The sequence below is a fragment of the Spongiactinospora sp. 9N601 genome (assembly GCF_044326295.1).
In the GTDB taxonomy this organism is placed as follows: Bacteria; Actinomycetota; Actinomycetes; order Streptosporangiales; family Streptosporangiaceae; genus Spongiactinospora; species Spongiactinospora gelatinilytica.
In genome coordinates this window covers 119,248-141,451 of the sequence record NZ_JBIRBB010000003.1, presented here as the reverse complement: position 1 = coordinate 141,451, position 22,204 = coordinate 119,248, and the positions used below count along the sequence as shown (strand labels likewise).

The 22,204-nt window shown below is 71.0% G+C and carries 16 protein-coding genes; 10 read left to right on the top strand and 6 right to left on the bottom strand.

Annotated elements, in window-relative coordinates; genetic code table 11:
- Nucleotides 1-5: 5 nt before the first annotated feature.
- Nucleotides 6-3,527, bottom strand: coding sequence for a protein kinase (locus ACH34R_RS07640; RefSeq protein ID WP_397560576.1), 3,522 nt, complete (start codon nt 3,525-3,527; stop codon nt 6-8).
- 259 nt (nt 3,528-3,786) lie between these two features.
- Between ACH34R_RS07640 and ACH34R_RS07635 the strand changes: the two genes are divergently transcribed.
- From ACH34R_RS07635 to ACH34R_RS07600, 8 genes are all read left to right on the top strand, one after another.
- Nucleotides 3,787-4,257, top strand: coding sequence for a carboxymuconolactone decarboxylase family protein (locus ACH34R_RS07635; RefSeq protein ID WP_397560575.1), 471 nt, complete (start codon nt 3,787-3,789; stop codon nt 4,255-4,257).
- A 343-nt stretch (nt 4,258-4,600) separates the two neighbouring features.
- Nucleotides 4,601-4,780 carry a hypothetical protein gene (locus ACH34R_RS07630; RefSeq protein ID WP_397560574.1) on the top strand — a complete coding sequence of 60 codons (180 nt, stop codon included), beginning with the start codon at nt 4,601-4,603 and terminating at the stop codon, nt 4,778-4,780.
- 235 nt (nt 4,781-5,015) lie between these two features.
- Nucleotides 5,016-6,224, top strand: a complete 1,209-nt coding sequence (locus tag ACH34R_RS07625) for a dipeptidase (protein WP_397560573.1) — start codon at nt 5,016-5,018, stop codon at nt 6,222-6,224.
- Nucleotides 6,224-7,816, top strand: a complete 1,593-nt coding sequence (locus tag ACH34R_RS07620; RefSeq protein WP_397560572.1) for an ABC transporter substrate-binding protein — start codon at nt 6,224-6,226, stop codon at nt 7,814-7,816. Before ACH34R_RS07625 ends, ACH34R_RS07620 begins: the two co-directional genes overlap by 1 nt.
- 16 nt (nt 7,817-7,832) lie before the next feature.
- The gene (locus ACH34R_RS07615) at nt 7,833-8,792 is read left to right on the top strand and encodes an ABC transporter permease (protein ID WP_397560571.1); all 960 of its coding nucleotides are present in this window, start codon (nt 7,833-7,835) and stop codon (nt 8,790-8,792) included.
- The gene (locus ACH34R_RS07610; protein ID WP_397560570.1) at nt 8,789-9,670 is read left to right on the top strand and encodes an ABC transporter permease; all 882 of its coding nucleotides are present in this window, start codon (nt 8,789-8,791) and stop codon (nt 9,668-9,670) included. Before ACH34R_RS07615 ends, ACH34R_RS07610 begins: the two co-directional genes overlap by 4 nt.
- Before the next feature lie 14 nt (nt 9,671-9,684).
- On the top strand, nt 9,685-10,530 hold the full coding sequence (locus tag ACH34R_RS07605) for an alpha/beta fold hydrolase (protein WP_397560569.1): 846 nt from the start codon (nt 9,685-9,687) through the stop codon (nt 10,528-10,530).
- A 43-nt stretch (nt 10,531-10,573) separates the two neighbouring features.
- Nucleotides 10,574-11,578 carry an Lrp/AsnC family transcriptional regulator gene (locus tag ACH34R_RS07600; RefSeq protein ID WP_397560568.1) on the top strand — a complete coding sequence of 335 codons (1,005 nt, stop codon included), beginning with the start codon at nt 10,574-10,576 and terminating at the stop codon, nt 11,576-11,578.
- On the opposite strand, the gene aceE is transcribed toward ACH34R_RS07600, so the two are convergent.
- On the bottom strand, nt 11,560-14,160 hold the full coding sequence (gene aceE / locus ACH34R_RS07595) for a pyruvate dehydrogenase (acetyl-transferring), homodimeric type (RefSeq protein ID WP_397560567.1): 2,601 nt from the start codon (nt 14,158-14,160) through the stop codon (nt 11,560-11,562). The genes ACH34R_RS07600 and aceE overlap by 19 nt on opposite strands.
- Nucleotides 14,161-14,252: 92 nt before the next feature.
- The gene (locus ACH34R_RS07590) at nt 14,253-14,663 is read right to left on the bottom strand and encodes a winged helix-turn-helix transcriptional regulator (protein WP_397560566.1); all 411 of its coding nucleotides are present in this window, start codon (nt 14,661-14,663) and stop codon (nt 14,253-14,255) included.
- 103 nt (nt 14,664-14,766) lie between these two features.
- On the opposite strand from ACH34R_RS07590, the gene ACH34R_RS07585 reads away from it, so the two are divergent.
- Nucleotides 14,767-15,357 carry an MFS transporter gene (locus ACH34R_RS07585; RefSeq protein ID WP_397561022.1) on the top strand — a complete coding sequence of 197 codons (591 nt, stop codon included), beginning with the start codon at nt 14,767-14,769 and terminating at the stop codon, nt 15,355-15,357.
- Between the two features lie 58 nt (nt 15,358-15,415).
- On the opposite strand, the gene ACH34R_RS07580 is transcribed toward ACH34R_RS07585, so the two are convergent.
- The 3 genes from ACH34R_RS07580 to ACH34R_RS07570 form a co-directional block, all read right to left on the bottom strand.
- On the bottom strand, nt 15,416-18,253 hold the full coding sequence (locus ACH34R_RS07580) for a vitamin B12-dependent ribonucleotide reductase (RefSeq protein WP_397560565.1): 2,838 nt from the start codon (nt 18,251-18,253) through the stop codon (nt 15,416-15,418).
- Between the two features lie 115 nt (nt 18,254-18,368).
- The gene (gene nrdR / locus ACH34R_RS07575) at nt 18,369-18,851 is read right to left on the bottom strand and encodes a transcriptional regulator NrdR (RefSeq protein ID WP_111168816.1); all 483 of its coding nucleotides are present in this window, start codon (nt 18,849-18,851) and stop codon (nt 18,369-18,371) included.
- A gap of 824 nt (nt 18,852-19,675) precedes the next feature.
- Nucleotides 19,676-19,942 (bottom strand): hypothetical protein, encoded by a 267-nt coding sequence (locus tag ACH34R_RS07570; RefSeq protein WP_397560564.1) that lies wholly within the window; start codon nt 19,940-19,942, stop codon nt 19,676-19,678.
- A 1,159-nt stretch (nt 19,943-21,101) separates the two neighbouring features.
- On the opposite strand from ACH34R_RS07570, the gene lexA reads away from it, so the two are divergent.
- Nucleotides 21,102-21,806, top strand: coding sequence for a transcriptional repressor LexA (lexA, locus tag ACH34R_RS07565; RefSeq protein ID WP_397560563.1), 705 nt, complete (start codon nt 21,102-21,104; stop codon nt 21,804-21,806).
- Nucleotides 21,807-22,204: the final 398 nt, after the last annotated feature.

The following is a 22,204-nucleotide window of genomic DNA, read 5'->3' as shown; positions in this document are numbered from 1 at the left end:
CCGCGCTACGCGCGGCAGACGTCCTGGTAAGGCAGGTCGGGCAGGGCGGTCTGCCACTCCTTCTCGGTCAGCGTACGGCCCGCCCGGCGGCACGCCGCCGCCGCCAGCCACTCCGGGTCGGTCCTGACCCGGGAGAGCCGGCCGTCGCCGTCGAGCGTGGACAGCCACCTGCCGTCCGGGGAGAGCGCCAGGGCGGCGATCCCGGCCGCCTGGCCGACGACCGGGCGGCCCAGCGCCCGGCCGCTGGTGGCGTCCCACAGCGTGATATCGCCGGAGGAGTCCGCGGTGGCGGCCAGCCCGCCCTCCGGCGGCGGGTCGGTGGAGAAGGCCGCGGAGAACGCGAGGTTGGTGACGCCGCGCCCGGTGCCGCGTAACGGCAGGTCCAGGAACTCCGCCGCGCCCGGCCGCCACACGGCCAGCGGGTCGTCGGCGGCGAACGCGGTGCCGTCCGAGGCGAAGTCCGGGGCCGCGGCCCCGCCCTTCGCGGTCATCGGCACGCCCTGCCGCCCGGTCGTCGCGTCCAGCAGCCGGACCCCGTCCTCTCCGGTCATCGCGACGGACCGGCCGTCCGGGGTGAACGACAGCGCGCTGACCCGCTCGGTGTCGAAGTTCCAGCAGACCCCGCCGCCCGGCAGCTCCCACAGGACCACGCGGAGCGAGGGCGCGACTGTCCGCTGGCCGAGCGAGGCCAGCCGCCGGCCGTCGGGACTGAAGACCAGCCACTCCTGGTACTCCACCGGCATCTTGGTGAGGGTGGCCCGTTCGCCACCGGTCGCGGTGTCCCACACCCCGATCTTGCCGCGGCCGGTGTGCCCGCTGGCCGCGACGAGCCGGCCGTCCCGGCTGAACGTGACACGGAAGCGGGGGTTCTCGCCCTTGTCGGGATCGACGGCCAGCACGCGGTCCGGGGCGCCGGGACGGGTGAGGTCGCGCAGCCGTACCTCGCCGGTGGCGTCGTCGCGCCCGGCGACGAGCCGCCCGTCCGGGCTGAGCGCCTGCCAGCGCTCCTCGCCCCCGGTCACGCCCTGGAGATCGAGGCCGGCCACCGTGTCGCCGTCGAGGTAGCGCAGGGTGCGGCCGTCGGTGTCGAAGGCGACCTTCGGCGGCAGCCCGGCCTCGGGCACCATGGCCCGGACCGGGATCTCGTGGTCCAGCGCCAGACTGCGGTCGCGCAGCCGGTAGATCTGGAGCCCGCCCGCGGTGATCGAGGCGAGCAGCCGGCCGTCATGGCTGAACCGCAGGTCGCCGCCGTTCCATCGGTCGAGTGACTCGCCCTGTTCCTCCCCCGTCTTCGGGTCGTGCAGGCTGATGATGGTGTCCAGGCCGGAGGCCATCGACCGGCCGTCCGCACTGACCGCGATCTTGTGGCCGCAGCCGGGGCAGCGCGGCAGCAGCGCCCGCCGCTCGCCGCCCGGCGGGGCGATCCGGCTGACGCCGCCGTCCAGGCTGGGGATCAGCACCGCGCTCGCGTCGGGCATGGTGGACGGGCCGCAGCAGTCGGGGACGGGGATGCTGTGGCCGGTACGCGTGTTCCACAGGGTGACGCCCTGGCCGACGCTCACCGCGAGCAGGTCCGACGCCTGGTCGTAGCCGATGGAGAAGTCGTAGTCCTGGTAGTCGGGGGGAAGCCGGTGGATCCAGGGGCGCGCCTCGCCGGTGCCGAGGTCCCACAGCCGGATGCGCCCGCCCGCGGTGACGGCCAGCTCCCTGCCGTTGGGGCTCAGCGCCACGCTCTTGACCGGCGCGGACTCCCCGATCGGGAAGCTGCCCGTACGCCTGCCGGTGCGCACGTCCCAGATCCGTACCTCGCCTCCGCTCACGCTGACCAGCGTGCGGCCGTCGGAGCTGAGCGCGCGCGCCGCCGAGGCCGCGGGGTCGCGGAACACGCCCACCTCCGGCCGGGCGATGGACGCGGTCAGGGCCTCCCTGGTCTCCGGCAGCGGGGCCAGCTTCCAGGCCGCGACGCCGAGCAGCATGGCGCGGGCGGGGTCGGTGGTCCGCAGCGCCTCGGCCATGCCCGCGATCCTGCGGGCCTCGGCCTCGACCCGCCGGGCGTCGGCCACGGCGCTCTGGCGTACCGCGAAGGCCCCGGCCACCAGCGCGAGGGCCAGCAGCGTGGCCATCGTGGCGGTCAGCGCCCGGCCCCTGCGCACCCGGCGGCGGGCCAGTGCGTCGGCGGCCTCCAGGAAGTCGCGTTCGGCGGGGGTGAGCGTGATGTTGCAGCGCTGGGTGGCCGCCCAGTGCAGGGCCTCGGCCAGGTCGCCACCGGCGAGCAGGTCGGCGTCCTTCCTGCCGCGGGCCCGCCAGCGCCTGGCCCCCTCGGCGATCGCGTCGTGGACGGCGAAGCCGTCGCGGTTGGCGGCCACCCAGGCGCGCAGCCGCGGCCAGGCGTGTACCAGGGCGGGCCTGGCCAGCGTGACCTCCTCGCCGCTCACGGTCACCAGGTAGGAGAAGACGGCCAGCACCCGTTCGGCCTCGGGCCGCCCGTCGGTGAGTTCGGGCACCGACGCGGCGCGCAGCGCGAGCCGTCCGTCGCCGGTCATCGTGACCAGGCGCAGGAAGACCTCGGGGACCGCCGCCTGCTCGGCCGGGTCCAGCATCTCGTACGCCTGCTCGGCCAGGGTGCCGAGCGCGGGGTCGCCGAGCGCCGGGTCGCCGGTCGGGGTCCGCACCCCGCGCGCCTCCGAACTGCCCTCGGCGAGCAGCCGCGAGACGTCCGGCCCGCTGTCCCCGCTGATCAGGGCGTGCAGCAGCGCCTTTGCCGCCGGGCGCTCGGCGGGGTCCTTGGCGAGCGCCGCTCCGACCAGATCGCGCAGTTCCAGCGGCAGCCTGCCGAGATCGGGGTCGGTGGAAAGGACCCGGTGCATCACCGCGCCCAGGCTCTCGCCGCGGAACGGGTCCTCGCCGGTCGCGGCGAACACCATTATCCCGCCCCAGGCGAACACGTCGGTCGCGGTGTCCGCCCGCTGGCCCATGAAGATCTCCGGGGCCATGTAGGTGGGGGTGCCCGCGACCAGCCCGGTCGAGGTGAGCGACATCTCGGGGGTCCGGGCCACGCCGAAGTCGATGACGCGCGGGCCGTCCGGGCCGAGCAGCACGTTGTCCGGCTTCAGGTCGCGGTGGATCACCCCGGCCTCGTGGATCGCGGTCAGCGCGGTCGCGATCGCGGTGGCCAGCCGGTGCAGGTCGCCTCCGGTGAAGGTACGGCCGGCCGCCACGGCCTGGCGCAGGCTCGGCCCCGCCACGTATTCGGAGACGATGTAGGGCCGCCTGCCGTCCAGGTCGGCGTCCAGCACCTGGGCGGTGCAGAACGAGGCGACCCGCTGGGCGGATGCGGCCTCCCTGGCCAGCCGGTCGCGCAGCCCGCGCCGGCCGTCCGGGTCGCCGCGCAGCACCTTGATCGCCACGCGCCGCCCGTCGGTCGCGTACGCCTCGTACACGACCCCCTGTCCGCCCGCGCCCAGGCGGCCAGAAAGCCAGTACTCGCCCAGCCGATGCGGGTCACCATCGCTCAGCGACTGCGCCATTCCTGCCCCCTGCACTCGTAGCTGGGGTGTTGGACGTCGAATCCGGCGGCAAAGTTCTCGTTCGAACGCAGGCAAAAACGTGCGTGTAAGTGATCCCCTGGAAGTGCGCCTCCCATTCCACCTCTTCGAGGTCCGCCCGCCGCGGCCGACACGAAGTTGGACGTCGGGAACGGCGCGGAAGTTCGGTGGCGGTGTCACGTTCGCGGGCGCCGTCCGGTCAAAGTCGACGGAAGACCGTCGTCGGACATGAGGAGAAGCCATGAGTCAGCGTCTGAGCATGCCGGAGGTCGCGCCCGCGGCGTATGAGGCGATGCTCGGCCTGGAGAAGTTCATGCGGTCGAGCGGCCTGCCGAAGTCCACCTATGAGCTGGTGAAACTGCGGGCCAGCCAGATCAACTCCTGCGGGCTCTGCGTGGACATGCACGCCAACGACATGAAGGAGGCGGGTGAGAGCCTGGAGCGGATCTTCAGTGTGGCGGCCTGGCGGGAGACCTCGTACTACACCGACGCCGAGCGGGCCGCGCTGGCGCTGACCGAGGAGGCGACCCGGCTGGCCGACCGGGCCGAGGCGGTGCCGGACCACGTGTGGGACGAGGCGGCCAAGCACTACGAGCCGCCGGTGCTGGCCGCGCTGGTGATGGCGATCGCCACGATCAACGCCTGGAACCGCATCGGCGTGACGCTGCGCGTGCCCGCGGGCGCGTACCGGCCGCGCGGCGGGCGGGCGTAGCGCGCAAGGGATCGATCCGTTGCGGCCCGGCCGCCGTCCCCGTCAGGTCGGCCGGGCAGGCCCCTTGCAACCGTTCGTCAACCTCTTTGGTGGAAGGTCGGTATGTCCGGCAGCCGAGCCGGTGGAAGGAGGCAGATCATGCGACGCATCACGATCACCAAGCCGCACAGGGCGCGGCGCCCCGCCGCCACGAACGGGCTCGACCTGCGCTCGCCGTCCGGCCGCAGGCTTCCCTACTGACACAAGGGTCACATCGGCCCCACGAGCCGCTTCTTTACCGCGGTCTTACGGGCTGGACTGTAGTTGTCTTCTGGTAACGAAATCATCACGACGGGGGCTTGAGATGAGGAAGCTCGTAGCGGTGGCGCCGCACGCCGCGCGCCACAAGATCCGTGACATCCGCTCGGCGCGCCGCCGTCCGGCGACGGCCGCCCCCGATCCGGCGGTCGTGGACCTGCGCGCCTGGACCGGCCGCAACGTCATCCCCTTCCCGCGCGAAGGCGGCCCCACCCCAGCGGCCTGACCCCGCCACGACCCGCAGCACAGCGCCCGGACGGCTCCCGCCGCTCCGGGCTTTTGCTTGCCCGGCTCGTTACCGAAGATCGCGCCGGAGCGGCGATTGATCGCTGATACATGCCCGATGGTTGACCCTCACGCCGAATTCAGGCAAGCTTTCGCCATACTTCGCCGATTATTGGCATGTATGAGTGATTTTTGCGGGTCGTGGCGATCCGCTCCACAGAGAGGGGACATCGCGCGTGCTAGAGCCCGCCAAGCGGTACACCGGCTACCGGTCCTACGACTACCTGGAGCCCGGCTCCGACTACCGGGTGTTCGACCTCGCCCCCGAACTCGGCCGGGTGCCCGCCTACGAGGGGGTGCCCCTCTCCGGCGAGCAGAAGGACCGGGTGCGCCGCCTGCTGACCGACAACGTCGTGGTCTCCCTGCACGACCACCCCTCGGTCTTCCCCACCGACATCGCACAGACCGTCGAGTACAACCGCACCGCGCGGCACCACACCGGCTACGCGGGCCTGGCGCGGTCCGGCATGACCGCCGTTTTCGACAACCTGATGGACGGCACCTGCTGCATCACCAGCCAGGCCGGCTGGAAGTGGACCGACGTCGTGGCCGACATCGGCATGCGGCTGTCCGACCTGGCCCACCAGGACTACGTGATCAAGGTCGAGCGCCTGGGCGATATCCGCACGGCGCACGAGACCGGCCGGATCGGCCTGGTCCTCGCCCTTGAGGCGGCGACCATGATCGAGAACGAGGTGGACCGGATCGACATGCTGTACGGCTTCGGCGTACGGCAGATGGGCATCGCCTACAGCGAGGCCAACACGCTGGGCAGCGGCCTGCGCGAGCGCAACGACGGCGGCCTGACCATCTTCGGCGAGAAGGCCGTGCGCCGGATGAACAAGCTCGGCATCGCGATCGACGTCTCGCACTCCGGCGACCGGACCTCGCTCGACACGATCAGGCACTCGGACAAGCCCATCCTGATCACCCACGCCGGGGCCCGCTCGGTGTGGCCCACCAACCGGATGAAGCCGGACGAGGTCATCAAGGCCGCCGCCGAGCGCGGCGGCGTCATCGGCCTGGAGGCCGCCCCGCACACCACGCTGTCCCCCGGCCACCCGCGCCACTCACTGGAGTCGGTCATGGACCACTTCACCTACTGCGTGGACCTGGTCGGCATCGACCACGTGGCGTTCGGCCCCGACACGCTGTTCGGCGACCACGTCGGGCTGCACGACACCTTCGCCGAGCACCTGTCGATCAAGCAGGCGCACGGCAGCGCCTCCTACGAGAAGGTCCCCTACGTCGACGGCCTGGAGAACCCGGCCGAGTGTTTCTGGAACATCATCGCGTGGCTGGTCCGCAACGGTTACTCCGACGACGAGATCACCAAGGTCGTCGGCGGCAACGTGCTGCGGGTGCTGGAAGAGGTCTGGTACTGATGAGACGCATCGCACTGGCGGCGGCAGCCGCCGCGCTCGCCACCGCCGTGGCGGCCTGCGCCCCGAGCACCCCGTCGTCGGGGACGGGCGGCGCGACGGGTGGCAGCGGCGGAGCCGGGGCCGGCCGGATCACCATCGGCACCACCGCCGACGTGGTCAACTACAACCCGCTGGTCGGCAACAGCCGTACCGACACGTGGGTCACCAACCTGATGTACCCGCACCTGATGCAGATGGACGAGGCGGGCCAGCGGATCCCCTACTTCGCCACCGAGTGGTCCTACGGCGACAAGGGCAAGACCGCCACCGTCAAGCTGCGCGACGACCTCAAGTGGTCCGACGGCAAGCCGGTCACCGCCGATGACGTGGTGTTCACCATCGGGGCGGTGCAGAAGGAGAAGTTCGGCGTCGTGGCCGGGCTGATCACCGCCCTGGACAGGGCCGAGGCGGTCTCCCCGACCGAGGTGAAGTTCCATCTGAGCCGCCCGGACGGCACCTTCCTGCACAACGTCGGCTTCTGGATGCCGATCGTGCCCAAGCACGTCTTCGAGAAGGCGCCGAGCGTGCAGAAGTTCGCCAACGCCGAGAACTGGGTGAGCGCCGGGCCGTACCGGCTGACCAAGGTCGAACGCGGCCAGCGCTACCTGATGGAGCGGGTGGAGTCCTTCGGGCCCGCGCCCGGCGGCAAGCCGGGCGTCAAGGAGGTCGTGTTCCGCGTCTTCCCCGACGTCAACACCGAGGTCCTGGCGCTGCGCAACGGCGAGATCGACATGATCGGGAACGTGCTGCCGCCGGCCACCGCCGCCACGCTGAAGAGCGACCCCAAGATCAAGCTGACCCAGATCCCGTCGCTGGGCTGGGCGCACCTGCAGTACAACACCATGCGCAAGCCGCTCGACGACGTGCGCGTGCGGCAGGCCCTCGCCTACTCGGTGGACTACGAGGCGATCAGGAAGATCGCCATGCAGGGCTTCGCCAAGTCCTCCAACGGCAGTGTGCTGACCCCCTCCCAGCCCGGCTACGTGGATCCCACGATCAAGGAGTACCCGTACGACCCGGCCAAGGCCAAGGCGCTGCTGGCCGAGGCGGGGCAGCAGAACCTGAGCGTGTCGATGATCTACGACCAGGCCGACCCCAACATCGCCAAGTGGGCGCCGATGGTCCGCGACTCCGCCAAGAAGGCCGGGATCACGATCAAGCTCCAGGGGCTTGAGCGCAACACCTACGTCGACAAGTCGCTCAAGCACGACTTCGACGTCTACGCCGGCTCCTGGGCGATCATGGACAACCCGCCGGCGAACTTCGGGCTGGCCTTCAAGTCCGGCGGTTTCATCAACTACGCCCAGGTCGCCGACCCCAAGCTCGACGAGCTCATCGACAAGGGCCAGCGCGCCCTGTCACCGGAGGAGGCCAAGGCGCCGATCCAGGAGGCCGCCCGCATCATCCGCGACCAGGTCTACGACAACGTGCTCTACGTCGAGACCTTCAACATCGCGCACTCGGCCGAGTGGACCAACTGGAAGCCGATGCCCAGCGAGCTGCTGTCCATCCTCAACCCGCTCTCCCTGGCCCAGGTCAAGCGGGCCGGCTGAGGTCGGGGAGGTCACGGTGACGCTCAAGTTCGTCGGCACGCGGCTGCTGCGCGGCCTGGTCACGCTGTGGTTCGCCGTCACCGTGACCTTCTTCCTGGTACGGCTGCTGCCCGGTGACCCGGTGGTCACGGTGGCCGACCCCAACATGACCGCGGAGCTGCGCGCCAAGCTGCTCGCCGACTTCGGCCTGGACCGGCCGCTGCTGGTGCAGTACGGCAGCTACCTCGCGCAGCTCGTCCAGGGCAATCTCGGCATGTCCTTCCGTCAGTCGCTGCCGGTCACCACGGTGCTGATGGAGCGGTTGCCCTGGACGCTGATCCTGACCCTGTCGGCGATGGCGGTGACCATCGTGGTGGGCATCCCGCTCGGCGTGCTCGCCGCCACCAGGGCGCGCGGGTGGGTCGACCGGCTCATCCAGGTCGGCGGCATCACCGCCCAGTCGCTGTTCGTGCCGAGCATCGGGGTGTTCCTGTTGTACGTGTTCGGCGTGCTGCTCGGCTGGTTCCCGATCGGCGGCGCCCTGGACCCGGACGCGACCGGCGTGGCGGCCAGCCTGAGCATGCTGCACCACCTGGTGCTGCCGTGCCTGTCGCTGGTCTTCATCCAGCTCGGCGGTTACGTGCTGACCATGCGCTCCACGCTGATCGAGACCATGGGCGAGGACTACGTGGCGCTGGCCAGGGCCAAGGGCGTACCGCCGGGCGCGGTGGTGTGGAAGCACGCCGTGCGCAACGCGCTGCTGCCCACCACCACCATCGCCGGACTCCAGCTCGGCGCGCTGGTCGGCGGCGCGGTGCTGACCGAGACGATCTACGCCTACCCCGGCATCGGCCGGGCCATCTTCGAGGCCGTCGGGCAGATGGACTTCCCGGTGCTCCAGGGCGCGTTCGTACTGCTGGCCGCGGCCGTGGTGGTGGCGAACCTGGTGACCGACGTCGCCTACGGCCTGCTCGACCCCAGGGTGCGTACCTCATGACCGCGGTGGCCGCGACGGACGAGACGAAGAAGCAGACCCGCGAACCGACGCCGCGGCGCAGGACGTGGGAGGGGTTCCGGCGCAACCCGCTCGGCATCGGCTCGGTGGCCGTGCTGGTCCTGATGACCCTGGTCGCGCTCTGCGCGCCGCTCATCGCGCCCTTCCCCGAGGGGTACGGCACGGACATCTCCCTGCCGCCGAGCGCGGCGCACTGGTTCGGCACCGACGACGTGGGACAGGACGTCTTCGCCCAGGTCATCTGGGGCACCAGGGTGAGCATCACGGTCGGCGCGGCGGCCTCGGCGCTGGCCATCCTGATCGGGCTGCTGCTCGGCGTGGTGGCCGCCTACTTCAGGCGGCTGGACACCCCGCTGGGCGTACTGATCGACCTGTCCCTGTCGCTGCCGGTGCTGCCGCTGATGATCCTGGTGGCGGCGCTGGCCGGGCCGAGCGTGACCACGCTGGTCATGGTGATCGCGCTGTTCAGCTGGCCGGAGGTGGCCCGGGTGGTGCGCTCGCAGGCGCTGGCGATCGTGCCGCTGCCGTACGTGTCGGCGGCCCGGATGCTCGGCGCGTCGGCGGGGCGGATCATCAGGAGCCATCTGCTGCCCGGCGTGATGCCGGTGGTCGGGGTGTCGGTGGTGCTGACCGTCTCACGGGCGGTACTGGCCGAGGCGGGGTTGTCCTTCCTCGGGCTCGGTGACCCGGGCAGCTGGTCCTGGGGCGGGATCTTGCACAAGGCGCAGTTGTCCGGGTCGCTCGCCTCGGCGTGGTGGACCACGCTCTTCCCCTCCTTGGCCATCTTGCTGCTGGTGGTGGCGGCGACGCTGGTCTCGGTGGCCTACAACGACGCACGCAACCACCGCGGTGAGCGGTGAGGAAGGAGCGCGCGATGCGCGTCCTGATCAACGGCAACGAGCTGAACGTCGAGGTGCTGGGCGGCGAGCGGCCCGGCGCGCCGACACTGATCGCCCACCACGGCGCGCCGGGGCTGGGATCGCTGGCCGAGCCCCGGGCCACCTTCGGCAGGCTGGCCGACGCCTACCGGGTGATCGTGTTCGACGCCCGGGGGTCGGGGGCGAGCGAGGGCCGTGAGCCGTACACGCACGAGCAGTGGGTCGCGGATGTGGACGGGCTGCGCGAATGGGCCGGGGCCGAGCGGATCGTGATGGCGGGCGGGTCCTATGGCGGGTTCATCGCGATGGAGTACGCGATCGCGCATCCGGAGCGGGTGAGCGCCCTGGTGCTGCGCGACACCGCCGCCGACAACTCCAACCAGGAGCTGGCGCTGGCCAACGCGCTCGCCTCGGCGCGCGTCGCGATCGACCGGGCCAAGCTGGACCGGATCATGTCGGGCACCGTGCGCGACGATGACGACCTGCGGGACTGCTGGCGGGAGATCCTGCCGCTGTACGACCACGACTACGACCCCGCCAAGGTCGGCGAGCGAGTGGACGCCACGCCGTACCGGTACCGGACGCACAATCACGCGTTCGCGGTGAACCAGCCGAACTACGACATCAAGCACCTGCTTCCCCGCATCACCGCGCCGACGCTGGTGACCGTTGGCCGCCACGACTGGATCACGCCGGTGTCGTGCAGCGAGACGATCGCCGGGCTGATCCCGGGCGCGAAGCTGGTCGTCTTCGAGAACTCGGGGCATTCGCCACAGGTGGAGGAGGCCGGTCTCTTCGAGGCCACTGTCCGTGATTTCCTGACAAAGACTGCTATTTCATAAAAAGTGGCGCTAACCAAGTTATAAAAGCGTCAAAATGCACCCGATGAATGAACTCGATACCCTCGATCGGAAGATCCTGGCCGCCCTGCACCTGAACGGCAGGGCGAGCTGGACCGACATAGCCCAGGCCATCGGCACCTCGACCACGACGGTCGCCCGCCGCGCCCAGCAGCTCATCCAGGACGGCGTGGTGGTGGTCGCCGCCGTGCCGCACGTCGAGCACCGCGGCCCCGTGGACGTCTTCCTGGTACGGCTGGCCTGCTCCCCCGGCACCCAGTTACGGGTGGCCGACCGCCTCGCCCGGTTCCCCGAGATAAGGTTCGTCGCGGTGGTGACCGGCAGCCACGACATCGTCTTCGAGCTGGTCGCGCCGAAGAGCCGCGACCTTTTCTCCATCCTGGTGGACGAGGTGCAGCGCATCCCCGGGGCCATGCGCAGCCAGGCCGACCTGGTGCTGCACACCTACAAGATCTCCTACGACTGGAGCCTGCAAGGCCTGGACTTCGCCCCCGGCGCGTTCGCCGCCGAGCCGATCGCGCACTCCTGCGGCCCGCACCACCTCGACGACGTCGATCGCGACATCCTCGACGTGATGCGCGACGACGGCCGGGCCAGCTTCCAGTCCGTCGCCAAGCATCTGGGCGTCAGCGAGAGCACCGTGCGGCGGCGTTTCGAGGTGATGACCGAGCGCGGCTGCGCGACGATCTCCACCTTCATCCCGGCGTCGGCGCTCGGGTACGAGGCCGAGGTGCTGTTCTGGCTGTCGGTCGAGCCCGCCCGGCTGGACGCCGTGGCCGGGGTGCTGACCGGGCACCGCGGGGTCCGCCACATCTCCGCGACGCTCGGCCAGTCGTCCCTGCTGATCGAGGTGATCATGCCGACCACGGCGGAGCTGCACGAGTTCACCAGCCGAACGCTGGCCGGCATCCCCGGCATCCAGTCGTGGACGGCCAGCGTGCAGCTCCTCACCGTCAAGCGCGGCTTCCTGCCGGTGCCGTGGGCGCAGGCGCACCTGGCCACGGTGACCGGTCAGAAGCCGGCCGGCTGACCCTCCGCGCGAGCGGGGGCCAGGCCGTACCTCGCGATGGCCTGCTCGGCGAGGTCGGGCTTGCCCAGCGCGCTCAGTGCCGCCACCACGATCCACGGCGGGTCCACCCGGAAGCGGCGGCGGACGGCCTCACGGGTGTCGGACAGGCCGAACCCGTCGGTGCCCAGCGAGGTCCACTCCTGCGGCACCCATGCCCTGATCTGGTCGGGAACCGCACGCATCCAGTCGCTCACCGCGATCACCGGCCCGGCCGCCTGCCCGAGTGCCTGGGTCACGTACGGCACCCGCCGGCGCGCTCCCGGGTCGCCGAGGGCTTCCGCGTCGCAGTCCATCGCCTCGCGGCGCAGCTCGCTCCAGGAGGTGACCGACCACATGTCGGCCGCCACCCCCCAGTCCTCGGCCAGCATCCGGCGCGCGGCGAGCGCCCAGTGCGCCGCGGTGCCGCTGGCCAGCAGTTGCAGTGAGCCGTGCCCGTCGCCCGCGTAGCGGTACAGGCCGCGGACGATGCCCTCTTCCACGCCGTCCGGCATCGCCGGCTGCGGCATCGGCTCGTTGTAGACGGTGAGGTAGTAGAAGACGTCCTCCTGCGCCTCGCCGTACATCCTGCGCAGGCCGTCGCGGACGATCGCGGCCACCTCGTACCCGAACGCCGGGTCGTAGGCCAGGCAGGCCGGGTTGGCCGAGGCGAGCAACTGGGAGTGCCCGTCGGCGTGCTGCAGGCCCTCGCCGGTCATCGTGGTGCGGCCCGCGGTCGCGCCGATCAGGAACCCGCGGCCCATCTGGTCGGCCAGCGCCCACATCTGGTCGCCGGTGCGCTGCCAGCCGAACATCGAGTAGAAGATGTAGAACGGGATCATCGGCTCGCCGTGGGTGGCGTACGACGTCGCCGCCGCGGTGAACGACGCCATGCAGCCCGCCTCGGTGATCCCCTCGTTCAGGATCTGCCCGTCGGCCGCCTCCTTGTAGGACAGCAGCAGGTCGCGATCGACGGCGTCGTAGCGCTGCCCGCGCGGCGAGTAGATCCCGGCCGTCGGGAACAGCGACTCCATGCCGAACGTGCGCGCCTCGTCCGGCACGATCGGCACCCACCTGCGCCCGCTCACCGGATCGCGCATCAGGTCTTTGACCAGGCGGACGAACGCCATCGTGGTGGCGATCCCGGCACCGCCCCTGGGTTTGGCGGCGGCCTCGAACGGCCTGGCGTCCGGCTCGGGCAGCGGCGCTGCGCGTACCTGGCGGGCGGGTACGTACCCGCCCCTGGCCGCGCGCAGTTCGGCCAGGTAGGCGGCCTCCGGAGAGCCGGGGCCGGGGTGCGCGTACGGCGGCATGTCGCCGGCGAGCGCCTCGTCGGACACCGGCAGGCCGAGCCGGTCGCGCATCGCCCGGAACTCGTCCTGGCTGAGCTTCTTCATCTGGTGGTTGGCGTTGCGCGCCTCGACGCCGGTGCCGAGCGTCCAGCCCTTGACGGTCTGCACCAGGATCACGGTCGGCACGTCGGGGGTGTCCAGCGCCGCGCGGTAGGCGGCGTGCACCTTGCGCGGCTCGTGCCCGGCCCGGGAGCCGCCGACGATCGCGGCCAGCTCGTCGTCGCCGAACCGCTCGGCCGGCCCGCGCAGCGGCCCGGCGAACAGGTGCTCGCGGATGTAGGCGCCGTCGCTGGCGGAGTAGGTCTGGAACTGCCCGTCGGGCACCTCGCCCAGCGTCCGGGCCAGCAGATCGCCGCCCGGGGCGTCGAACAGCCGGTCCCACGCGCCGCCCCACAGCGACTTGACCACGTGCCAGCCCGCGCCCCGGAAGACGCCTTCAAGCTCCTGGACGATCCGGCCGTTGCCGCGCACCGGCCCGTCGAGCCGCTGGAGGTTGCAGTTGATCACGAAGGTGAGGTTGCCGAGCCCTTCCCGGACGGCCAGCGTGAGCGCCGCGGTCGCCTCCGGCTCGTCCATCTCGCCGTCGCCGAGGAACGCCCACACCCGAGAGCCCGAGGTGTCCTTGATGCCGCGGTCGCGCAGGTAGCGGTTGAACCGGGCCTGGTAGATCGCGTTGATCGGGCCGAGCCCCATGGACACCGTCGGGAACTGCCAGAAGTCGGGCATCGCCCGGGGGTGCGGATAGGAGGGCAGTCCGCCGATCGTCTCGCGCCGGAAGGCGTCCAGCCGCTGCTCGGTGAGCCTGCCCTCAAGGAAGGCGCGGGCGTAGACGCCCGGTGAGGCGTGGCCCTGGAAGTACACCTGGTCGTCGGCGTTGAAGAAGTGGTTGAACCCCACCTCGTACAGCCACGCCGCCGAGGCGTAGGTCGCCATGTGCCCGCCGAGCCCGAGCCGGCTCCCCCGGGTGACCATCGCCGCCGCGTTCCACCGGTCGTAGGCGGCGATGCGCTCTTCCATGTCCAGGTCTCCTGGATAGTCCGGCTCGGCCGCGGTCGGAACCGTGTTGATGTACGGCGTCGCGCCCAGGCCCACAGGGACCGCCTGTCCGAGCCGCGCGACCAGGAAGCGCGCCCGGTCGGGGCCCGCCTCCCGGATCACGGCGTCAATGGACTCCAGCCACTCGGCGGTCTCTTCGGGATCCAGGTCATGGATCATCCTTTACCCCCAACGTCGGGCGTTTGATTCATAGGATGATTACATGTCCACTCTAATCCTGCTGACAGTGGGGACCGGCTCGGGATACCGGCTCAGGGGACCAGCGGCTCCAGCAGCCGGCGGGGGCGGCGCAGGGCGATGCTGACCGGGTCGGTCTGGGTGTGATCGGCCTCCGGCGCGGGGCGCATCTCGATCTCCCGGAGCGCCGGCACGACGCCGCAGCCTGAGCAGGCCGCGTTGGGTTCGAGCGGGACACCGCACGGCTGGTGGAGGAAGATCCGCCAGCGGTCGGCCGACAGGTGCCGTTCGCCCCACCGGGCCAGCGCGAACACCACCGGCCACAGTTCCTGCCCCATCTCGGTCACCACGTACTCGTGGCGCGGCGGCGAGTCCCGATAGCGGCTCTTGCGCAGCACTCCGGCCTCGACCAGTGCGCTGAGGCGCTGGGACAGCACGGCTCGCGGGATCTTCAGGTGGGTCAGGAAGTCGCCGTAGCGGCGCACGCAGTACAGCTAGCGTGCTGACGGTTCAATGAACGAACCTAGAAAGGCGGCCCTTTGACCTCCCCGTCCACCCTCGCGCCGCGCGCCGCTCCTCGACCCGGGGCTGTGGCGTCGCCCGCTGTTCCTGGTCTCCACGGGCGGCACCCTGGTCACCGGGGTGGCGGTGATCGGATTCCTGAGCTACCTGCCGACCGCGCTGCAACTCGCGCACGGCATCTCCGCGCTGACCACCGCGCTGTTGCTCTCGGCGTGGTCGGGCATGTCCTTCCTGACCGCGCTCCAGGCGAGGCGGCTGCGCGTACGGCCGGCCGTACTGCTCGCGGCCGGGCTGCTGATCGCCGCCGCGGGAGCACTGCCGCTGATCGGCGCGGCGGGCCCGGCGCCCTCCTGGCCGCGGATCGCGCTCACCCTGGCCGCCGCCGGAGCGGGCAGCGGCCTGATCAACGCCGCGGTCACACACCTGTCCATCGAGAGCGTGCCCGCCGAACGGGCCAGCATGGGCGCGGGGGCGGGCAACACCGCCCGCTACGCGGGCGCCGCCATCGGCGTCGCCGCCATGAACGCGCTCACCGGCACCCTGGGCCTCTCCACGGCCATGAACACCGGCGTGATCGCCGCCGCCGCCATCGCCGCACTGGCCGCCCTGGCCACCCTCGCCCTCACCCGGCCGGCGTCGTCGTCGCGGGCGTCCTGAGCACGCCGAGCGCCCGGCCTCCCATGAGGCCGGGCGCTCGAACGCACTACAGCCGCTGTCAGCTACAGCCGCTGGTGGAGCCGCAGCCCTCGCAGACGTAGCAACTGCCGGCGGGGCGCATCTTGGTCCCGCAGGTCATGCAGAGAGGAGCGTCGGCGGTGCGGCCCTGGTGACTTTCCAGTGCCCGCACCTCCTGGGGGGCCGGGTCCGGGCGAGGCGCGTCCTGGGCGGGCGCGCGCTCGATCGGGGCCGACTGGGCCAGCGCCTCGGCGTCCATCACCTCTTCGTGCTGGGCCGCCGGGTCCTCGCCGCGCTGCTGCGCGGCGCGCTCGGAGGCGGAGAAGATGCCGAGCGCGGCCCGCTCGTCGTAGGGCAGGTGGTCCAGGGCGAGCCTGCGGAAGATGTAGTCCATCACCGAGGCGGCCATCCGGACGTCCGGGTCGTCGGTCATCCCGGCCGGGTCGAACCGCATGTTGACGAACTTGCTCACGTACGTCTCCAGCGGCACGCCGTACTGGAGGCCGATCGAGATCGCCACCGAGAAGGCGTCCATCACGCCCGCCAGCGTCGAGCCCTGCTTGGACATCTTCAGGAAGACCTCGCCGAGGCCGTCGTCCGGGTAGGAGGAGGCGGTCATGTAGCCCTTCGCGCCGCCCACCGTGAACCGGGTGGTGGTGCTGGGCCGCTGGTTCGGCATCCGCCGCCGGGTCGGCCTGGTGATCTCCACGACCTCCACGACGGGCGGCTCGGCCGGCTTGTCCTCGCCGGCCTTGTCGCCGCCCTTCTTGGCGATCGACAGCGGCTGCCCCACCTTGCAGTTGTCCCGGTAGACGGCCAGGGCCTTCAGCCCGAGCTTCCAGCCCTCCCGGTAGACCTGCTCGATGTCCTCCACCGTGGCGGACTCGGGCAGGTTGACCGTCTTGGAGATGGCCCCGCTCAGGTAGGGCTGGGTGGCGGCCATCATCCTGACGTGCCCCATCGGCGCGATCGCCCGCTCGCCCATCGCGCAGTCGAACACCTCGTAGTGCTCCGGCCGCAGCCCCGGTGCGTCCACCACGTGCCCGTGCTCGGAGATGTACTCGATGATCGCCTCGACCTGCTCCTGCTGGTAGCCCAGCCGGACCAGGGCGCGCGGCACGGTCTGGTTGACGATCTGCATCGAACCGCCGCCGACCAGCTTCTTCAGCTTCACCAGCGCCAGGTCCGGCTCGATGCCGGTCGTGTCGCAGTCCATCATCAGCCCGATGGTCCCGGTGGGCGCGAGCAGCGACGCCTGCGCGTTGCGGTAGCCGTTCTTCTCGCCGGTCTTCAGGCACTCCGACCACTGGCGGGTGGCCTCGCGGTGGATACCCGTGTCCATGCCGCCGATCGTGCGCAGGTCGTCGTTGGCGGCGGCGTGCTTGCGCATGACCCGCTTGTGCGCCTCGGCGTTGCGGGCGTACCCGTCGTAGGGGCCGACCACCCCGGCGAGCTCGGCGCTGCGGCGGTAGGAGACGCCGGTCATCAGGCTGGTGATCGCGCCCGCGATGGCCCGCCCGCCGTCGGAGTCGTAGGCGTGCCCGGTCGCCATGAGCAGCGCGCCGAGGTTGGCGTAGCCGATGCCGAGCTGCCGGTACGCGCGGGTGGTCTCGGCGATCTTCTCGGTCGGGAAGTCGGCGAAGCTGATCGAGATGTCCATCGCGGTGATGATCAGCTCGGTCAGCTTCACGAACCGCTGGACGTCGAAGGACCCGTCGTCGCCCAGGAACTTCAGCAGGTTGATGCTCGCCAGGTTGCACGAGGAGTTGTCCAGGTGGACGTACTCCGAGCAGGGGTTGCTGGCGGTGATCCGGCCGGTCTCCGGGGTGGTGTGCCAGGAGTTGATCGTGTCGTCGTACTGGATGCCGGGGTCGGCGCACTCCCAGGCGGCCTTGGCCATCTTGCGGAACAGGTCACGCGCGTCCAGGGTCTCGATGACCTCGCCGGACAGCCGGGCGCGCAGGCCGAACTCCTCGCCGTTCTCCACCGCGTGCATGAACTCGTCGGAGACGCGCACGGAGTTGTTGGCGTTCTGGTACTGGACCGAGACGATGTCCTTGCCGCCGAGGTCCATGTCGAACCCGGCGTCGCGGAGCGCGCGGACCTTGTCCTCCTCGCGCGCCTTGGTCTCGATGAACTCCACGATGTCGGGGTGGTCCACGTCGAGCACGACCATCTTGGCCGCCCGCCGGGTCGCGCCGCCCGACTTGATGGTGCCCGCGGAGGCGTCGGCGCCGCGCATGAACGACACCGGGCCGCTGGCCGTGCCGCCACTGGACAGCAGCTCCTTGCTGGAGCGGATGCGGGAGAGGTTGACCCCGGAGCCGGAGCCCCCCTTGAAGATCACACCCTCTTCCTTGTACCACTCCAGGATCGACTCCATCTGGTCGTCCACCGACAAGATGAAGCAGGCCGACACCTGCTGGGGGCTGGCGGTGCCGACGTTGAACCACACCGGGGAGTTGAAGGCGAAGAGCTGGTGGATCAGGGCGTACTTCAGCTCGTGGTCGAAGATCTCGGCGTCCTCGTCGGAGGCGAAGTAGCCGTGCTCCAGGCCGGTACGGGTGTAGACGCCGACCACCCGGTCGACGAGCTGCTTGAGGCTCCACTCGCGCTGCGGGGTGCCCACCGCGCCGCGGAAGTACTTCGTCGTCACGATGTTGGCGGCGTTCACCGACCAGGAGTCGGGGAACTCGACGCCACGCTGCTCGAAGTTGACCGATCCGTCCCGCCAGTTGGTCATGACGACGTCGCGGCGCTGCCAGGTCACCTCGTCGTACGGGTGTACCCCCGGGGTGGTGTGGACGCGCTTGACCTTCAACCCCTTGCGGCCTCGCCTGCCCCCACGCGTTGCCGCGCCGCTGACCGTCTCGGTCATGACTCCCCCTTCCAGGCTCACCTGAGCCCTCGAATGTGGACCACATGTCGCGCCGCATGAATCGCCCCCGGCGCCGGGGTTCACTTGACCCGTGTAGCTCGTCAGTAGCTCGTTCTCAGTCGGCGTCGCCGCCGCCCCCGGCCGCCACGGCCGAGCGCTCGGTGCGCAACTGCGCGATCTCGGCCTCGAAGTCGGCGAGGGTCTCGAACCCCCGGTAGACCGAGGCGAAGCGCAGGTAAGCCACCTCGTCGAGGTCGCGCAGCGGCCCCAGGATCGCGAGCCCCACCTCGTTGGACGGGATCTCCGCGGCCCCCGTGGCCCTGATGCTCTCCTCGACGCGCTGCCCGAGCTGGGCGAGCGAGTCCTCGCTCACCGGCCTGCCCTGGCACGCGCGGCGTACGCCGGCGATCACCTTGTCCCGGGAGAACGGCTCGGTCACGCCGCTGCGCTTGCTCACCATGAGCAGCACCGTCTCCTGGGTGGTGAACCGCTTGCCACACGAGGAGCACGTACGGCGGCGCCTGATGGCCGCGCCGTCCTCCGTCGAGCGGCTGTCGATGACGCGTGTGTCAGGGTGCCTGCAGAACGGACAATGCACGCGAGCCTCCCAACGACCGCCACCAGGAGCCCACGCGCCGCGCCGTTCCCGCACTCGAAGACCCCCTCGCCGAGGGGAACGCTCGCGCACGCCCCACGGACTGCCATGGTGCGGTGACGGAACACAACCTATGGTGAACTACATCGGTGTAACTACTAGATGTTGTGGTCCCAACCTAGAAGCGCGGGCCGATGAACGCAAGTCGAACCCCCTGTCGCCCCCCAAAATCGCTGCTCAGCCCGCGCCATGTAGAACACCCCGGGCGTGTCGCACCTTCCCCCCGCCCCCAGCCACACCCCAGCCGCTACCTGCTCGAACACCCACCACTAGTCACTCACCGAGCCCCACCCGCAACACTCCGCCACGCCGAACGGCCCCCGGCAAAGCCAGGCGACCCCGAACGACCAAAAGCCCAGCCCGCCCCGGCCCCGCCCACAGGGCGCCGACCGCTCACCAGAGCAGCCATCGGCACGGCCGGCACGCCCCTCCCCCGCCACATGACCTGCACTGCCAAGAGATCAACTTCATCGGTCGACCGACCGCCTCGGCGGGACCACCCGAAATGCCTAACCTCCCCGAGACCCACCAAAACCCTGCATTCACCCCTGACCGCGACCCGTGGCCCTTCCACCGATCACCTGCCGCCTGACCACCCCCGACAGGACATCCATCCCCCTGGCCCCCTCGCCACCGCCTGGCCGACACGCCCCTCAGCCCCATCGGTACCGACCCCCCAGAAGGACCGCCCCGACCACACGATCACCTCGACCCCATCACTCCCACCTGCGCTCAGCCCGGCCGGCGCCCCTAGCCTCCTCCGCCGGTCATTCGCCGACCGGCTGCCCCACCGGGACATGCGCCGCCTTAGCCGCACCCGGCACCCGCCATGACTCCGCGGCCACGCCAGCCCGCGTGCCAAGCCAGAAGACGCCGAGGGCGATCAGCGCCACCAGCACGGCCAGCACGACCCTCCCCCGCCGGGTCAGCCGCACCGTCCCTGGCACGGGCGCCCGCACCTCCGGCCGCGCCATGCCCTGCGGCGACCCCCCGCCGCCCCGGCCCTGCGGCCTCTTGCCGGTACCTTCACCCACGACCACCAGCCGGACGCCACGGCCCGCCGCCACCTCTCGTCCACCGGCCCCCCGGCCCCGACGGCGCGGCGAACCCCCACCCGCCGCCACAGAACCGAACACCCCGCCGTACTCCGCAACCGGACGCGATCTCGCGCGCGCCCGAGTCCGAACCCGCGATGCCCCGGCCGCGTCGCCGTACCCCGAAACCGAACGCGCCGCCCCCTGAGCCAGGGCCCCCCGCCCAGAAGCCACCTCACCACGGCCACCCCGCCGCCCCGCCCCCTCCGAGGAGGAGACGGACACCCCAGACACCCCGCCGTACCCCACCGCCCCACGCAAGCTCCGCCCATCGCCCATACGCGCCGCAACCCGATCCGGGGCCCCCCGCCCAGAAGCCACCTCACCACGGCCGCTCCGCCGCGCCGCGCCGCCCGAGGAGGAGGCGGACATTCCAGGCACGTCGCCATACCCCATGGACGGACGCGACTTCCGAGCACCGGCCGTACGCGCTACGCCCTGAGCCGAAGATCGCCCGTCACTGCTACTCGACCGACCCGTACCGCCCGAAGAGGAGACCGGCATCCCAGACGGGCCGCCGATCCCCGTGGCCGGGGGTTGCCTCCGGCGGCCGGCAGCAGGTGCGGCCTCCCGTGCCGGGGGCCGCCTCCGGGGGACTTTCGCCGCCTCATCGCCCAGGCCTACGGACCGGGACCTCGCGTCGGAGCCTGGTCGCCCGGCCGCCCCTTGCCCGTCCAGCCCGGGCGCGGCCCGGACGTCGGGCGTTCGCCACGCCGTGGCCGCCGCCTGGCGGCGGCGCTCGGCGGAACGGCGGGCCGCGGCACGGCGCAGGGACTCGCGGCGTGCGAGGGTGGACCATGGGATCGCGGCTGGTGTTGTTGTGGTCGTCGTGGTTGTCGTCGCCCGCATGATGACCTCCCACCCACGGGCCGGCCGGTCGAAACGGCCGGTATAAGATCGCCAAATCGAACACGGTGTCGATCGAACTCCCGTACGATGTTGTACACCACGCGACCGATAATTTCGAGGAGCAAGTCGAACAATTGTTTGATGATGATCTTCAATGAAGATACGGTTGCTGTGTGCGACATGAAGACCACGGTCCGGAAGGAAGCCACGTGAGCCCGGCGAGCCGGTCCAGTAGGCGAGGAGGCAGATCATGAGTGGGCGTGATGAAGGGGCGGCGAGCGACCTCGCGGTGCGCAGGCGAGACTCGCTGGGCCTCACCCCCAGACAGCGCAAGATCCTCGAGGTGATCCGAGACTCGGTTCAGCAGCGGGGATATCCGCCCTCCATGCGCGAGATCGGCGAGGCGGTGCAGCTCACCAGCACGTCGAGCGTCTCCCACCAGCTCACCGCGCTCCAGCGCAAGGGCTACCTACGCCGCGACCCGCATCGGCCGAGAGCGCTTGAGGTACGCCTCCCCGGCGAGCCGGTCCTTTGGGTCGACCCCGACGCCGCGACGGACGAGCCCGCGGTCAACCGACCGACGGCCGCCTTCGTGCCACTGGTCGGCCGCATCGCGGCCGGTGGCCCGATCCTTGCAGAGGAGAGTGTCGAAGACGTCTTCGCGCTGCCCAAGCAGCTCGTCGGCGAGGGCACGCTGTTCCTCCTCCAGGTGACCGGCGACTCGATGATCGACGCCGCCATCGCCGACGGCGACTGGGTCGTGGTCCGCCAGCAGCCGGTGGCCGACAACGGCGACATCGTGGCGGCCATGATCGAGGGCGAGGCCACGGTCAAGACCTTCAAGCGCAAGGACGGCCACGTGTGGCTCGTGCCGCACAACGCCAACTACGAGCCCATCCCCGGTGACGAGGCGAGCGTCCTCGGCAAGGTCGTCGCCGTTCTCCGCAAGCTCTGAGCCATCCCCGCCGAGCAGGCCGCCACCCCCCTCCAGGGCCGTGGCGGCCATCGTCGCCGCATTCCCCCGCACCCCGCGGGGCCACACCCGGGCACGGTGTTCCTCCGACGGCCGAAGTCGCCCGGCCGCAGCGGCCCTGCCAGAGCTGAGAACCGCCCTACCACAATCACGCCACGGCACCCCAGGCTCACCCGGCCTGCACAAGATCAGTGCTCCCCAACGACGTCAACGGGGCATCCCTCTCGAAGATCAGCGAGAGCCGGTCCAGGGTCGGCCAGTCCTCACCGGAAAGACGTGCCCACCTGCAAAGTGACAGCGGTGGGTAAAGCACGATCGCACAGGCGCAACCGAGGTCAGGAAGAGACCAGCCCCGGCGACGGCCAGCCCATGCGCAAGGG